Raw genomic sequence first — 15001 nt, forward strand, 5'->3', positions numbered from 1 at the left:
TCGGCCTATCGTGACCGCCAAGCGCAAACACAGGAGCACGGACATGATCGAACATCGCCCTTACCAAAGCCTCGGCGGCGCCAACCACGGCTGGCTCGACGCCAAGCACCACTTCTCGTTCTCCGGCTACCGCGACGATGCGCGCATGGGCTGGGGCGCGCTGCGGGTCTGGAACGACGACACCATCCAGGCCAACAGCGGCTTTCCGCCGCATTCGCACGCCGACATGGAAATCATCACCTACGTCCGCGAAGGCGCGATCACTCACCAGGACAACCTCGGCAACCGCGGCCGCACCGTGGCCGGCGACGTGCAGGTGATGAGCGCGGGCACCGGCATCCAGCACGCCGAATACAACCTGGAGCCCGAGACCACGCGCATCTTCCAGATCTGGATCATTCCCGATCAGCGCGGCGGCGCGCCGACCTGGGGCAGCAAGCCGTTCCCCAAGAGCGATCGCTCCGGCCGTTTCGTCGTGTTGGCCAGCGGCATCGAAGGCGATCACGACACGCTGCCCATCCGCGCCGATGCGCGTGTGCTTGGTCTGACTTTGGCCGCCGGCGAATCGGCCGAGTACGCCTTCGGCGAAGGGCGTTACGGCTATCTGGTGCCGTCCACGGGCACGGTCGAAGTCGATGGCCTGCGCTTGCAGGCGCGCGATGGCGCGGCGATCCGCGATCAGGCCTCGATCCGGGTCACCGCGATCGAAGATGCCGAACTGGTGTTGGTCGATACCGCAGGCTGATTGCCGCCCGCGCGGCCCACGAGGCGCCGCAGTGTCGCGCGGCGCCGCGATGGCGCACGATGGGCGGGAAACTTCCCGCGGAGACCCCATCGCATGATCGACCTGCAACCGCTGCGCGAGTTGAGGTTCGCGGCCGCGCGCGCCCTGCCCGATCGCCTCAGCGCGGCCAGCGGCATCGTCGCCGCGGGCGAGTTTCTGTACGTGGTCGCCGACGATGAGCTGCATCTGGGCGTGTTCGACCTGGCCGGACAACGCGACGGCGAATGGCTGCGCATCTTCGACGGCGAACTGCCCGACGAAGCGGCCGCGCGCAAGGCGAGCAAGCCCGATCTGGAAGCGCTGGTGCGGTTGCCGCCGTTCGCCGGTTATCCGCACGGCGCCTTGCTGGCGCTGCCCTCCGGCTCCAAGCCCAACCGCCAGATCGGTGTAGTGCTGGGCCTGGACGATGCCGGCGCCTTGCGCGGCGAACCGCGGCGCGTGGATCTGTCCGCGTTGTACGCGCCGCTGCAACGCGGCTTGCCCGCATTGAATCTCGAAGGCGCGGTGGTGTGCGCGCAGGAACTGGTGCTGTTGCAACGCGCCAGCGGCGACCATCCGCACAATGCGCTGATCCGCTTTCCGCTGGCCCCGCTGCTGCATGCGCTGGGCGCCGACGGCGAGCCGCGCCTGCCCGAATTGCCGGCGAACATACAGATGGTGGAACTGCCGCGAATCGAAGGCGTCGCGCTGGGCTTCACCGACGCGGCGGCCCTGGCCGACGGCCGGCTGGTCTTCAGCGCGGTCGCGGAAAACGTCCACGACACCTATAACGACGGCCCTTGCGTCGGCGCGGCGATCGGCATCGTCGCGCTCGACGGGCAACTGCAGCATCTGGATTTCGTGCGGCCGGTGCGCAAGATCGAAGGCATCGCCGCGCAACACGACGGCACCTTCATCGACCTGCTGCTGGTCACCGATGCCGACGATCGCGGCGCGGCGGGCGTCCTGTACAGCGCGCGGCTTGCGCTCGCGGAACCGGCCGGGCTGGCGCGCTGAATTCCGGCGACCTGTCGCCCGCGCGCGATCGTCAGCCCGCGCCCTGCCGCACCGCCGCGTAATGCGCGCGCATGAACTCGGTGAAGGCGCGCACCTTGGCCGGCAGCGCGCGCGCGTGCGGATACAAGGCGAAATAGTAACGGCGGCCGGCATGGTGCTGCGGCAATACGCGAAGCAGACGCCCGGCGGCGAGGTCGCCGTGCACGGTCAGATAGGTCAGCGCGGCGATGCCCTGCCCGGCCATCACCGCCGCATGCAGGGCGACGATCGAATCCAGCCGCAGCCGCTCGCCCGTGCTGACGCTGCCGTCGTCGCCGTCCGGCGAACTCAACTGCAGCGCCGCGCCGTCGCCGGCATACGTCAGCAACTGATGTTCGCGCAGATCGGCGACCGCGCGCGGCAGGCCGTGTTGGGCGATGTACTGCGGCGCGGCGACCAGCACGCGCTCGGACACCGCCAGCTCGCGCGCGACCAGGCCGCTGTCGGCCAGCGGCCCGCTGATGCGGATCGCCATGTCGAAGCCGCCCTTGATCAGATCGACCATGCGATCGTCGCAGGACAGGTCCAGATCGATGCGCGGATGGCGCTGCATGAAACCGGGCAGCCACTGCGCCAGCTCCAGCGCGCCGATCGCGTGCGGCAGGCTCAGGCGCAGCACGCCCGACGGTTGCGCGGCATCGCCGCTCAATCGCTGTTGCGCCGCGTCCAGCCGTTCGAGGATGTCGATGCAGTCGCGGTAGTAATGCGCGCCGGCCTCGGTGGTGGTGAGGCCGCGGCTGTTGCGGTTCAGCAGACGCACGCCCAGATGCGCTTCCAACTGCGCTAGCTGGCGCGACAGCGAGGTGTGGCTGGTATCCAGGCGTTCGGCGGCCTTCGTGAAGCTTCCGGATTCGACGATGCTCCGGTAAGCGCGCATGGCTGACAATTGATCCATCGCTGCACTCCAGTGAACGACATCGGCGCGGCGCCGATGCCGTGTTCTGGCGCGAAGGGTATCAGCGCACCGGCAAGGCGAGGATCTGCCCGGTGGTCATGACGTCGCCGAAGGTGTCCTCGATCGAGGCCAGCGCCGATGCGTGCAGTTGCTTATGGCCCACCTTCGACCCGTCGCGCAGGGCCAGATCGCGGGTGGCGCTGGCATCGGAAGACACGATCACCCGATAGCCCTTGGCCGCGGCGTCGCGCGCGGCGCCGGCGATACAGGCGTGGGTCTGCAGGCCGGCGATGATCAGGGTATCGGCGCCGGCCTCGCGCAAGGCTGTCTCGATCGCGGCGGCGGAAGCGCCGGCGAATACGCTGACCGCGTCCTTCTTCACCACCGTCTCGCCGCTGCGTGGCTGCATGTCGGGGTGAAACGCCACCGTTTTGCCGCCGTCGGCGAACACCGGCGCGCCGGCCGGCAACACGTGTTGGACGTGGATCACGCGGATGTGGTGGCGGTCGGCGAAATCCAGCAGGCGCCGGGTTTGCCGCAACGCCGCTTCGCCGTCGGCGATGGGCATGCGCCCGCCAGGGAAGTATTCGTTCTGGAAGTCGATGACCAAAAGCGCGGTCTTATCCGCATGCAACTGCGCGACAGGCTCAACGCCGGCCATGTCGCGAATAGTCGGATGCGGCGCGGGCGTCGCCGCCTGGGCATCGATGTTGCCGAGTGTGGCCATTCCAAGCGCGGCCATTCCGAGAAGAGCAGAGATTCGCATGCGGGCAGCCCATTCGTTGTCGAGGGCGCCATGATGCCGGCGGTTAATCGAATGCCTTAGAGGCCTGCGCGAACAGCTCCTGTGCGGTTTGCGCACAGATCGAAGGACGCAACGAGCCGGCAGGCGCTGGCGGGTTTCAGCAAAGAGGTAGAGAGCAGCTGGCGGCGCTGCTGGCGCGGGTCAACGCCAATCTGGATCGGATGCCGTAACGCGATCGCACCGCGCTAGCTACGCGCTATTGTTGCCCAGCGCCTCGTTCTTCCACAGCCGCGGCGACACGCCGGTCGAAGCCTTGAACGCGCGCGACAACGCCGCTTCGCTGCCGTAGCCGACCTCCATCGCGATCAACTTCAGCGGCCGCCCGCTCAGCAGCGCTTGCTGGGCCAGACCCACGCGCCATTGCTGCAGGTAGGTGCCCGGCGTGCAGCCGACCGCATCGCGGAACGCGTTGGCGAAGACGCTGCGCGACATGCCGGCGCGCGCGGCCAGCGAATCCAAGGTCCAGTCGCGATCGGGCGTTTCGTGGATCGCCACCAGCGCATGCCGCAACTGCGGATGCGACAGACCGGCGAGCATGCCGACGCGGGTGCGGCCGTTTTCCATCAGATGGCGCAGCACCTGGATCAGCACGACTTCAAACAAACGGTTGACCAACGCCTGACGGCCGCAGCGGTGGTCGAAGGCTTCTTCGAACAACAAGGCGAGCACGTGCGCGGCGCCGTCGATTTCGTCCAGGGCGATGCAGACGAACCCGGGCAGCGCGCTGGCGATCGGATTGGCCGCGCCGCCTTCGAAATGCAGGTTGGCGCAGGCCAGATCGGCGCCGCGCTCGCTATCGGTGATGAAGCGGTGCGCCATCGGCCGCGGATACAGCAGCAGGCTCGGCGCGTCGATGCGCAAGCCGGGCTCGCCGTCGTGGACGATCTCGACCGCGCCGCCGCGCACCAGATGCAGTTGGCCGGCGCCGTGCTCCGGGGCCAGATCGTTGATGCCGCACAGGGCGCCGGCGTGGAACAGCCGGGCGCTGGCGGAAAAGCGTTCGAGCAAGGCTTGGAGGCGGTCGGTCATGAAAATACGATCGGTCAAGTTTTACAGACTATACGTTACGTACCGTCCCGGACGCTCACGCAAAGTACGTCTCACGGGCCAGCCGCCCGCCACCTACCCCGGAGAGACCGCCATGACCGCTCTGCAACGCTCGCTCGCCCTGTCCCTGCTGACCGTCGGCATCGCCACCGCCGCCCAGGCCGCCCCCGCCGCTGCCGCCGCGCCGACCCAGCAGGCCGCCGCGCAGCGCCAGTCTTCCAGCTACATCACCACCGCCGACGGCGTGCAGCTGTACTACAAGGACTGGGGCCCGAAGAACGGCCCGGTCGTCGCCTTCAGCCACGGCTGGCCGCTGAATTCGGACAGCTGGGAATCGCAGATGCTGTTCCTGGCCGACCACGGCTACCGCGTGATCGCTCACGACCGCCGCGGCCACGGCCGCTCCAGCCAGCCCTGGGACGGCAACGACATGGATCACTACGCCGCCGATCTGAAGACGGTGCTCGACACTCTGGACGTGCACGACGCGGTGCTGGTCGGTTTCTCCACCGGCGGCGGCGAAGTCGCGCGCTATCTGGGCCGTTACGGCAGCGCGCGGGTCAAGAAGGCGGTGCTGGTCAGCTCGGTGCCGCCGCTCATGCTCAAGACCGCGGCCAATCCCGGCGGCCTGCCGATCGAAGTCTTCGACGGCTTGCGCAAGGCTTCGCTGGAGAATCGCTCGCAGTTGTATCTCGACATCGCCTCGGGCCCGTTCTACGGCTACAACCGTCCGGGCGCCAAGCCCTCGCAAGGTTTGATCGAATCGTTCCGCTCGCAGGGCATGCAGGCCGGGCACAAGAACACCTACGACTCCATCGCCGCGTTCTCGGCCACCGATTTCACCGAGGACCTCAAGCGCATCGACGTGCCGGTGCTGGTGATCCACGGCGACGCCGACCAGATCGTGCCCATCGACGCCTCGGCGCGCGCGGCGGCGAAGCTGATCAAGAACGCCAGGCTGATCGTGTATCCGGGCGCGCCGCACGGTTTGCCCGATACGCACAAGGATCGTCTGGATCAGGATCTGCTCGACTTCGTCAGCAAGTAAGCGGCGGCGGTCGGATCGATCGCCGGGTATCGCGCCGGGCCGGGCCGCACAGCGGTTCCGGCCCGTGCGCATGTCCGCCATGCGCCGGCGCTCGACCCGCAGCCGCGCGAGTGTTGAAATCGCCCGGACTCGGCGGCACCGGCCGCCAGCACACACGGTGAAGCTATGGATCGTATCGACGCCATGAAGGTCTTCATCGCCGCACTCGATGAAGGCAGCCTCGCCGGCGCCAGCCGCAAGACCGGCCGCTCGCCGGCGGCGGTAAGCCGCGCGGTCGCGTTCCTGGAAGCGCACGTGGGCGTGCCGCTGCTGCACCGGACCACGCGCTCGATCAAATTGAGCGAAGCCGGCGAGCGTTACGCCGCCGCCTGCCGGCGCGTGCTGGCGGAACTGGAAGAGGCCGACCGGCAAGCCGCCGGCGAGCGCTCGGTGCCGCGCGGAACCCTGACCATCACCGCCACCGTGTTCGCCGGCGTGGAACTGCTGCGGCCGATCGTGGATGCCTTCATCGACGAACACCCGACGGTGAACGTGCGCATGCATCTGCTGGAACGCGCGGTCAACCTGATCGACGAAGGCATGGATCTGGCGCTGCGCATCACCCATCTGGCCGATTCCAACCTGATCGCGCATCGCATCGGCGAGGTGCGGCGGGTGATGGTGGCCTCGCCGCGCTATCTGGCCACGCATCCGCGCATCGACGAACCGCAGGATCTGGCCAAGCACAAGATCGTCACCACCGCGCACATGGGCATCGACTCGTGGAGCTTTCCGCCGCCGCCGGGCTCAACCATCGCCCGCGCCATCGCTTTCACTCCGCGTCTGGTGGTCAACAACGTGCGTGCGGCGGTCGCTTCCGCGGTGGATGGCTACGGCCTCACCCGCGTGTTGTCGTACCACGTCGCGCAGCAGGTGCAGAGCGATGAACTGCGCATCGTCCTGGCCGATTTCGAACCCGATCCCATCCCGGTCAGTCTGGTCTCGCCGCAGGGCCGGCTGGCGGTGCCGAAGGTCCGCGCCTTCGTCGATTTCGCCGTGCCGCGCCTGCGCGCGGCGTTCGCGCGGCTGACGCCGTAGCAGGCGATTGCACCGCGCGGCGGAAGAATGTCTGCCGGACCACGGGGATTCGCTAATCCCAGCCGCGCTCCTAGATTGGACACACCGGCGCTGCAGCTGAACGCAGCCGCCGATTCCCCTTCTACCGAGCGAATCTCATGAGCACTCAAAACAAAGTCGCCATCGTCACCGGCGCCTCGCAAGGCATCGGCGCCGGCGTCGTCCAGGCGCTGCGCGATCGCGGCTACCGCATCGTCGCCAACTCGCGTTCGATCAAGCCGTCCAACGATCCGGACATCCTCGCGGTGGCCGGCGACATCGCCGACCGCTCCGTCGCCGAGCGCGTGATCGGCGAAGGCCTGGCGAAATTCGGCCGCATCGACAGCCTGATCAACAACGCCGGCGTCTTCATCGCCAAACCGTTCACGCAATACACCGCGGACGACTACGCCAACGTGCTGGCGGTCAATGTCGCCGGCTTCTTCCACATCACCCAGCTGGCCGTGGCGGAAATGGAGAAGCAGGGCAGCGGCCATGTGGTCAGCGTCACCACCACCCTGGCCGAGCACGCCATCGATGGCGTTCCGTCGGTGCTCGCCTCGCTCAGCAAGGGCGGGCTCAATGCGGCGACCAAGTCGCTGGCCATCGAATACGCCAAGCGCGGCATCCGCGTGAACGCGGTCGCGCCCGGCGTCATCAAGACGCCGATGCATGCGCCGCAGACCCACGAATGGCTGGCGGCGCTGCATCCGGTGGGACGCATGGGCGAGATCGGCGATATCGTCCAGGCCATCGTCTACCTGGAATCGGCCGGCTTCGTGACCGGCGAGATCCTGCACGTGGACGGCGGCCAGAGCGCCGGGCACTGAGGCCGATCATCTGATTTTCAGGAGCACGGCGATGAGCGACCATCAAGCGCTGCTGGAACTAACGAACACCTACCTGCGCGGCATCTATGAAGGAGACACGCGGAGTCTGCGTACCGTCTTCCATCCACGCGCACGAATAGAGGATGTCACCACCGGCAGCTTCCGTTCGCGCGATGTCGATCAATACCTGCAAGCCGTCGCCTCGCGTGTAAGTCCGCGCGAGGCCGGCGAACCGTTGCGAATGGCGCCCCGGTCGATCGAAGTGGTGGGCGAGATGGCCATGGTCACGGCGGAACTCCGCTTTCTCGGCAACCACTTCATCAACCTGCTGTCGCTGCTGCGCTGCGACGGGCAATGGCTCATCACCCACAAACAGTTCGGGCCGGCGGACGAATAAGCGCGCCGGATCGGCCGAATCACGACACCTGACCTATCGCGGCCGCCACGGCCGCGCGGAGATCGCAATGAACAAGGCTTACTGGGTCATCGCCTGGAATTCCATCACCGACCCGGCCGCGGTGGAGCGTTACATCGCGCCGGCGACCGCGGCCATCCTCGGCCACGGCGGCCGCGTCCTGGCCGGCGGCGCGCCGGACAAGACTTACGAATCGGGCCGGCCGACGCGCATCGTCGTGGTCGAGTTCGATACGCTGGCCGCGGCCGTCGCCGCTTACGACAGCCCCGACTATCAGGCGACCCTGGTGCATCTGCGCGGCGCGGCTGAACGCGATGTGCGCATCATCGAGGGGGCTGGATAAGAGCCGCACGCGGATCAGATTACGACTGCTAACGAAACGCGATCAGCGCCACGCCGGTCACGACCTGCGCCGCCGTCCACAGATGACGCGGCACGGCGCCGCTGCGCAAACGCGGATGCAAACTCAGACCGCGACACACACCGATGGCGATGGTGCCAGTCGTCAGCAACATCGTCGCCAGATGCACAGCGACGGCCGCCAGCGCCAGCATCACCGAACCCGAGGCGGTGATCTCGCGTGCCGGCGTGTCGCTCATGCAGATCGGCACCAGCGCCGGCACCAGCATCAGGCCGGCACCGTGCGCGGTGGCCATCAGGCACGACCACGCCGCGATGCCGGCGTCGCCGGCATGTGCGCCGATGCGAGCGGCGAATGCGCCGTGTGCCGGCGCGCGCGATCCGCCGCCGCGCAGCGCGCGATACAAGGCCACGCCGATCAGCAGCGCGCCGGCGGCGCCTTGCACCCAGGCGCGATTCATCAACAAGCCCTGCGCGACCGCGGCCACCACGACCGCCACCGATACCGCGTGGCCGATCGCGATGGGCAGCAGCGCGCGCCGCGCCTGCGCGCCGCCGCCCGCGTGCATGCCGCGGGCGGCGGCGAACATCCAGCCGTTCGCCGGGCTCAGTCCGTGCATGGCGCCGAGTGCGGCGATCGTCAACCATGGCCACAGCGTTTCCATGACGTCTCCCGGATCGTGCGAAGTCGGAGTGGATGAAGCCGGCTCAGTCCCGCGGCGCGCAGCACGCCGCCGCCGTCGCCGCCGGTTTCACCGGATCGGTGGGCTCGTAGCGATCGTGGTGGCGCACCCATGCCATCGGATAATCCAGGCCGTCTTCGTCGCGGCCCTTGGGCGTGAGTTCCAGCAGGTTGTAGGTGTGCATCATCACTTCCACGCCGCGGCCGTAGCGCGAGTAGGTGTGGAAGATCTGTCCGACCTCATCGCGGCAGAACACGCTCAGGCCCGGCGCTTCTTCGTGCGGGAAGGACTGGCGCACGTAGTTGTAATCGACCTTGCCGCTGGACAATTCGTCCTGGCTGAAGCTCACGGCGAAGTCGCGGTTGAAATCGCTGCCGAGCGAGGACACCCAGTTGAAGCGCCAGCCCATGCGTTGGCGGAAGCGCTCGATGTCGGCCAGCGGCGCGCGCGATACCGCGAGCAGGGTGACGTCGCGATGGGCCAGGTGGATGTTGGCGCCGTCGTTGTGATCGGCCATGTACGAGCAGCTCTTGCAGCCCTGCTCCCAACCCGGCGCGAACATGAAGTGCTGCACCAGCAGCTGGCCGCGGCCGTCGAACAGGTCGGCGAGGCGGCGCGGGCCTTGCAAGGTGTCGAAGACATAGTCCTTCTCGACCCGCACCCACGGCAGCGTGCGGCGTTCGCGCGCGATTTCGTCCTGCAGGCGGGTGAGTTCCTTCTCGCGCGCCAGCAAGGTCTTGCGCGCGGCGAGCCATTGCTCCTTGGATACGATGGGATGATCGGCGGGGTTGATGGCGGTAATCGCGGTATTCATGCTGCGCTCCTGGCCCGGATGGGCCGCGTGGAAAGAGGGATGAACGCGCGACTCCGGCGTCGCGCGGGCAAGACCTGCCCGCCTCCGGGCATCGGGCCGGATGGAGGTTCGATAGGCAGTGGGCCGCTTCGCGCAGGGGTTGCGCAGGGGCTCGCGCGTCGGCGCGGGCGAAGCGGTGGGCGGACGCCGCCGTGCTCAGGACGGCGTGCGTCGGACGGCGCGGCTTACTTCGAGCGACTCACCGCGCGGATCTTTCCGCTGGAACCGCCGCCGCAATAGAACAGGTCCTTGCCGTCGTATTCCAGACCGCTGACGCCGATGCCGTGCGGCAGTTCCAGCCGTTCGATCACTTCGCCGCTGACCGAGTCGATATGGCGCAGTTCGTTGTCGTCGCCGTCCCAGGTGGCGTGCCACAGCTCGCCGTCGGCCCAGGTCACGCCGGTGACGAAGCGGTTGGATTCGATCGCGCGCAAGACCGCGCCGGTGTCGGGATCGATCTGCAGGATCTTGCGGTCGCGGTACTGCCCGACCCACAGGCTGCCCTCGGCCCAGGTCAGGCCCGAATCGCCGCCGTTGCCCGGCGACGGGATCGACGCCACCACCGCGCCGGTGGCCGGGTCGATCTTGTCGATGCGCGCTTCGGCGATCTGATAGATGTGGGTGCCGTCGAAAGCGCAGCCGGCGTGCGAGGCGCAGTCGAGCATGCGTTCGACCTGTCCGCTGGCCGGATCGACCGCGATCAGTTTCGCACCGGTGGCGGCCCACACGCGCTGGCCGTCGAAGGTGATGCCGTGGGTCTGTTCGATGCCGTCGAAGGGGCCGTATTCGCGCACGATCTGCGCCGGGCGGCCGGGGGAGGTTTCTTTCGTTCGGGGGGTGGTGTTCGAGGTGATGGGCATGGCCTTGGCTCCTGATGGGGGCGCTCGGTTTGGCGCCGCAAAAACAATCTACCCAGGCGGCAGCGCAGCGGGGAGTAACAAGATCGTCGTGAATCCGACCAGCGACGGCGCCAGCCAGCGCTGGGCGCGGGCGCGGCCGATGGAACGCACCTGGGCGGCGGCTTCCAGCTCCACCAGCGCGCGCTGGACCGTGCGCTGGCTGTCGCCCAGCGCCAGCGCCAGGGCCGAGGTGGACCAGGCCGCGCCGTCGCCCAGCAGCGCCAGCAGCGAGGCCTGATCGCCGTCGATGGGCGGCATCAGCACCACCACCGCGCGCTCCTCGTGCGGCGCGAGCCGGAAACCGCGCGCGGTGGCCTCGATATCGGCCAGCGGCGCGATCAGGGCGCGCAGGCGGCCGAGTTCCACGCGCAGGCGCGCGCGGTGGGTTTCGTCCGGATGGCGAGTGCGGAATACGTTCGCGATCAACGCGCCGCGATCGACATCGCCCGGCCAGCCTTCGGCCAGCGCACGCAGCAAGGCGAACAACACCGGCCTGCGCGCCAGCGCCTGCCAGCGGCCGCCGGCGCGCAGGCCGCGGCGACAGGCATCGACCACCAGCGCGCCGGAGGCCAGCAAGGCTTCGACCTGTTCCAGTCGCAAGGGTTGTTCATGCCCGGCATGGACGATGCGCGCGGCGGCGCGATCCAGCGCGGCGCGCGCATCGCCGACCTCGGCGACCAGCGCCGGCACGCGCGCGCGCTCGGCCGCGGCCAAGGCGCGATCCAGCGCCGCCCGCGCCGCCGCCGTATGCAGCGAGCGCAAGGCCACTTCGGCGGCGGCCAACTCGGCCACCGCCACCAGCGACGGCGGTTGGGCGGACAGGTCGAGTTGGGCCAGCGCCGACGCGGCTTCGTCGAGGCGCCCGAGCAGCAATAGCCGGCGCAGCGCGATCAGGCGCGCCTGCAAGGCATTGGCGTGATCGGCGCGCGCCTGCAGCGCCATGGCGGCATCGGCGAGCGGGCGCGGCGAGCCGCCCAGGTCGCGCATGGCCAGCGCCACCTCGGCCTCGGCGACCAGGCAGCGCGCGCGCGCCAGTTCCTCGCGCGCGCCGAAACCGCGCGCGGCGCGGCGCAGCAGTTCGCGCGCGCGCGGGTAGTCGCCGAGCTGCGCCATGGCGATACCGCGCAGGGCCAATGCCGGCGGGTCCTCGCGCAGCGCCACGCGCTTGAGCGCGCCGAGCGCATCGCCGACGGCCAGCGCGCGCCCGGCGGCGGCGATCAGAGAGTCCATCGCGACAGGCTACTGCGTGAGAGCCGATTGCGCACAGTGACGGGGCTCATGCGGCCGCCGGGCGGCGCTGACAAAACCGCTGCTCTCCCTCTCCCGCTTGCGGGAGAGGGCCGGGGTGAGGGGATGAGCGCCATAGGCGCGAATGCTCTTGTTCGAAGCCTCACCGCTACCTGCACACCCTCACCCCAACCCCTCTCCCGCAAGCGGGAGAGGGGCTAACCCAGCGCTTCCGTCACTTAGACGGCATTGCCAGCGGTTCTAAGCAAATAACCCGGGCGCCGCCACCCGCCCCGGCCCCCGCCCTACAATGCCGTCCGCCCCCGATTGCGCCGAATGCTAGGCTGGCGGCACAACACTCCGCCCCGGACCGACGTCGCGCCACCGCCTGCACGGCGCTGTCCTTCCACGCACCGCACTGCCTTCGCGACGGTCCATGATCGAATTCCAGCAGGTCCACAAATCGTTCCGCGTCGGCGGCCGCGAGGTCGCGGCCTTGCAACCGCTCGACCTGCAGATCGTCGAAGGCGAAGTGTTCGGCATCATCGGCCACTCCGGCGCCGGCAAATCCACCCTGATCCGCCTGATCAACGGCCTGGAGCGGCCCAGCGGCGGGCGCGTGCTGGTCGATGGCGAAGATCCTGGCGCGCTCGACGCCGCCGGACTGCGCGCGCTGCGCCGGCGCATCGGCATGATCTTCCAGCATTTCAATCTGCTGTCCTCGCGCACGGTCGCGGCCAACGTGGCGTTTCCGCTCGAACTGGCCGGCACGCCGCAAGCCGAAATCGCCAGCCGCGTCGCCGAACTGCTGGCGCGCGTGGGCCTGAACGAACACGCGAACAAATACCCGGCGCAGCTGTCCGGCGGCCAGAAGCAGAGAGTCGGCATCGCCCGCGCCTTGGCCTGCCGGCCGCGCATCCTGCTGTGCGACGAAGCCACCAGCGCGCTCGATCCGCAGACCACCGCCTCGGTGCTGGCGCTGCTGGCGCAGATCAACCGCGAGCTGGGCCTGACCGTGGTGCTGATCACTCACGAGATGGAAGTCATCCGCCGCGTCTGCGATCGCGTGGCCGTGCTCGACGCCGGCCATCTGGTCGAAAGCGGCCAGGTCGCGGACGTGTTCCTGCATCCGCGCCATCCAACCACGCGCCGCTTCGTCTCCGAAGCCGAGCACGTCAACGAAGGCGCGCTGCACAGCGATTTCGCCGCGGTCTCCGGGCGCCTGCTGCGGCTGACCTTCCTCGGCCAGCACACTTACGAGCCGCTGCTCGGGCGCATCGCGCGCGAGACCGGCGTTGACTACAACATCCTCGCCGGCCGCATCGACCGGATCAAAGACCTGCCGTACGGCCAGCTCACCATCGCCCTCGTCGGAGGCGACAGCGATGCCGCCATCGCCGCCCTGGGCGCGGCCGGCGTGCATGTCGAGGAGATCGCGCGATGACCGCCAACGCAGGCTGGTTCGCCCATCTGGACGCGGGCAAATGGACCGAGATCGGCCAGGCCACGCTCGACACCCTGCTGATGCTGGCCGGCGCGCTGCCGCTGACCTTGCTGATCGGCCTGCCGCTGGGCATCGCGCTGTTCCTGACCGCGCCGCGGCAACTGCGCGCGCAGCCGCGCCTGTACGCCGCGCTGTCGCTGGTGATCAACATCCTGCGCTCGGTGCCCTTCATTATCCTGATGATCGTGATGATTCCGCTGACGCTGTCGGTCATGGGCACCTCGCTCGGCGTGCGCGGCGCGATCCTGCCACTGGTCATCGGCGCGGCGCCGTTCTACGCGCGTCTGGTGGAAACCGCGCTGCGCGAAGTCGACCGCGGCATCATCGAAGCCTGCCAGGCGATGGGCGCGACCACGCGCCAGATCGTGCTGCGCGCGCTGCTGCCCGAGGCGCTGCCGGGCCTGATCGCCGGCGCCACCGTCACCACCGTGGCCTTGATCGGCTACACCGCCATGGGCGGCGCGATCGGCTCGGGCGGGCTCGGCGATCTGGCCTACCGCGACGGCTATCTGCGCTCGCATACCGATGTGGCGTTCGTGACCGTGTTGCTTTTGCTGCTGCTGGTGCAGGCATTGCAGACTCTGGGCGACCGTTTGGTCGCGCGCTTCAGCCGTCGCTGAGCCGGCGCCTTCACTATTCGAAATGAGGATCACCCGATGAAAAACATCCTTCTGCCGTTGCTGCTGGCCGTCGCCGCACTGAGCGGCTGCGGCGCGTCCGACACCGCATCGAAGAAGCTCACCGTCGCCGCCACCGCGGTGCCGCACGCGGAGATTCTCGAAGTGGTCAAGCCGCTGCTGGCCAAGGAAGGGGTGGAGCTGGACGTGCGCGTGTTCAACGACTACGTGCAGCCCAACGATCAGGTCGCGCAGAAGCTCATCGACGTGAGCTACTTCGAGACCGAGCCCTACCTCAACGCCTACAACAAAAGCCGCGGCACCCAGCTGACCACTATCGTCGGCGTGCACATCGAGCCGTTCGGCGCGTACTCGCGCAAGTTCAAGTCGCTCAATGACCTCCCGTCGGGCGCCGACGTCGCCATTCCCAACGACCCCAGCAACAACAGCCGCGCGCTGATCCTGCTGCACAAGGCCGGGGTGATCCAGTTGCGCGACCCGACCGATTCGCTGGCGACGCTGCGCGACATCACCTCGAACCCGAAGCAGCTCAAGTTCCGCGAACTCGATTCGGCGATGCTGCCGCGCGTGCTCGATCAGGTCGATCTGGCCCTGATCAACACCAACTACGCGCTCGACGCCGGCCTGGACCCGACCAAGGACGCGCTGGCGATCGAAGGCAGCGATTCGCCGTATGTGAATTTCCTGGTCGGCCGTCCGGACAACCTCAAGGACCCGCGCGTGCTGAAGCTGGCGGCGGCGTTGACCAGCCCGCAGGTCAAGGAATTCATCACCAAGAAGTATCGCGGCGCGGTGCTTCCTGCGTTCTGATGGCGACCGCCGCGCTCGCGGCGGGCAAGACGATCGGCGCCTCTCGCGGCGCCGATCGATACGCGTGATCGGC

At 68.5% G+C, this 15001-nt stretch carries 17 protein-coding genes; 10 read left to right on the forward strand and 7 right to left on the reverse strand.

Going from position 1 to position 15001, the window contains the following annotated elements:
- Positions 1-43 precede the first annotated feature (43 nt).
- Together AB4Y92_RS10405 and AB4Y92_RS10410 are read left to right on the forward strand one after the other, a co-directional pair.
- Positions 44-745 carry a pirin family protein gene (locus AB4Y92_RS10405; RefSeq protein ID WP_441819569.1) on the forward strand — a complete coding sequence of 234 codons (702 nt, stop codon included), beginning with the start codon at positions 44-46 and terminating at the stop codon, positions 743-745.
- A 93-nt stretch (positions 746-838) separates the two neighbouring features.
- Positions 839-1780 (forward strand): DUF6929 family protein, encoded by a 942-nt coding sequence (locus AB4Y92_RS10410; protein ID WP_441819570.1) that lies wholly within the window; start codon positions 839-841, stop codon positions 1778-1780.
- 31 nt (positions 1781-1811) lie between these two features.
- Here AB4Y92_RS10410 and AB4Y92_RS10415 read toward each other — a convergent pair whose 3' ends face one another.
- The 3 genes from AB4Y92_RS10415 to AB4Y92_RS10425 all read right to left on the reverse strand — a co-directional run bounded on the left by AB4Y92_RS10415 (position 1812) and on the right by AB4Y92_RS10425 (position 4548).
- Complete coding sequence (locus AB4Y92_RS10415) at positions 1812-2714, reverse strand: LysR family transcriptional regulator (RefSeq protein WP_441819571.1); 903 nt, start codon at positions 2712-2714, stop codon at positions 1812-1814.
- A 61-nt stretch (positions 2715-2775) separates the two neighbouring features.
- Positions 2776-3441 carry a cysteine hydrolase family protein gene (locus tag AB4Y92_RS10420; protein WP_441819572.1) on the reverse strand — a complete coding sequence of 222 codons (666 nt, stop codon included), beginning with the start codon at positions 3439-3441 and terminating at the stop codon, positions 2776-2778.
- Between the two features lie 267 nt (positions 3442-3708).
- Complete coding sequence (locus AB4Y92_RS10425; RefSeq protein ID WP_441819573.1) at positions 3709-4548, reverse strand: cupin domain-containing protein; 840 nt, start codon at positions 4546-4548, stop codon at positions 3709-3711.
- Positions 4549-4660: 112 nt separating this feature from the next.
- Between AB4Y92_RS10425 and AB4Y92_RS10430 the strand changes: the two genes are divergently transcribed.
- The 5 genes from AB4Y92_RS10430 (at position 4661) to AB4Y92_RS10450 (ending at position 8297) form a co-directional block, all read left to right on the forward strand.
- On the forward strand, positions 4661-5614 hold the full coding sequence (locus tag AB4Y92_RS10430; RefSeq protein WP_441819574.1) for an alpha/beta fold hydrolase: 954 nt from the start codon (positions 4661-4663) through the stop codon (positions 5612-5614).
- A 165-nt stretch (positions 5615-5779) separates the two neighbouring features.
- A complete protein-coding gene (locus AB4Y92_RS10435; protein ID WP_441819575.1) occupies positions 5780-6691 on the forward strand; it encodes a LysR family transcriptional regulator in 912 nt (303 codons plus the stop codon).
- Positions 6692-6828: 137 nt separating this feature from the next.
- Positions 6829-7539 carry an SDR family NAD(P)-dependent oxidoreductase gene (locus AB4Y92_RS10440; protein ID WP_441819576.1) on the forward strand — a complete coding sequence of 237 codons (711 nt, stop codon included), beginning with the start codon at positions 6829-6831 and terminating at the stop codon, positions 7537-7539.
- Positions 7540-7570: 31 nt separating this feature from the next.
- Positions 7571-7936, forward strand: a complete 366-nt coding sequence (locus AB4Y92_RS10445; protein ID WP_441819577.1) for a nuclear transport factor 2 family protein — start codon at positions 7571-7573, stop codon at positions 7934-7936.
- Between the two features lie 67 nt (positions 7937-8003).
- A complete protein-coding gene (locus AB4Y92_RS10450) occupies positions 8004-8297 on the forward strand; it encodes a DUF1330 domain-containing protein (protein ID WP_441819578.1) in 294 nt (97 codons plus the stop codon).
- 28 nt (positions 8298-8325) lie between these two features.
- Here the strand turns inward: AB4Y92_RS10450 and AB4Y92_RS10455 are convergent, their stop codons facing one another.
- The 4 genes from AB4Y92_RS10455 to AB4Y92_RS10470 form a co-directional block, all read right to left on the reverse strand.
- Positions 8326-8979 (reverse strand): hypothetical protein, encoded by a 654-nt coding sequence (locus AB4Y92_RS10455; protein WP_441819579.1) that lies wholly within the window; start codon positions 8977-8979, stop codon positions 8326-8328.
- Between the two features lie 43 nt (positions 8980-9022).
- Entirely contained in the window at positions 9023-9811 is a 789-nt protein-coding gene (locus tag AB4Y92_RS10460; RefSeq protein WP_441819580.1) for a DUF899 domain-containing protein, read from the reverse strand.
- Positions 9812-10035: 224 nt separating this feature from the next.
- Positions 10036-10710, reverse strand: a complete 675-nt coding sequence (locus AB4Y92_RS10465; protein WP_441819581.1) for a Vgb family protein — start codon at positions 10708-10710, stop codon at positions 10036-10038.
- A gap of 48 nt (positions 10711-10758) precedes the next feature.
- Positions 10759-11979: a helix-turn-helix domain-containing protein gene (locus AB4Y92_RS10470; protein WP_441819582.1), complete on the reverse strand. Its 1221-nt coding sequence runs from the start codon at positions 11977-11979 to the stop codon at positions 10759-10761.
- Between the two features lie 433 nt (positions 11980-12412).
- Here AB4Y92_RS10470 and AB4Y92_RS10475 point away from each other — a divergent pair, with 433 nt between their 5' ends.
- From AB4Y92_RS10475 to AB4Y92_RS10485, 3 genes are read left to right on the forward strand one after another with little or no spacing between them, the layout of a single operon-like run.
- Entirely contained in the window at positions 12413-13420 is a 1008-nt protein-coding gene (locus AB4Y92_RS10475) for a methionine ABC transporter ATP-binding protein (protein ID WP_441819583.1), read from the forward strand.
- Positions 13417-14100, forward strand: coding sequence for a methionine ABC transporter permease (locus AB4Y92_RS10480; protein WP_441819584.1), 684 nt, complete (start codon positions 13417-13419; stop codon positions 14098-14100). Before AB4Y92_RS10475 ends, AB4Y92_RS10480 begins: the two co-directional genes overlap by 4 nt.
- Positions 14101-14136: 36 nt before the next feature.
- Positions 14137-14928 carry a MetQ/NlpA family ABC transporter substrate-binding protein gene (locus AB4Y92_RS10485; protein ID WP_441819585.1) on the forward strand — a complete coding sequence of 264 codons (792 nt, stop codon included), beginning with the start codon at positions 14137-14139 and terminating at the stop codon, positions 14926-14928.
- Positions 14929-15001: the final 73 nt, after the last annotated feature.

This window comes from Lysobacter sp. TAB13 (assembly GCF_052113885.1).
Classification (GTDB): domain Bacteria; phylum Pseudomonadota; class Gammaproteobacteria; order Xanthomonadales; family Xanthomonadaceae; genus Lysobacter; species Lysobacter gummosus.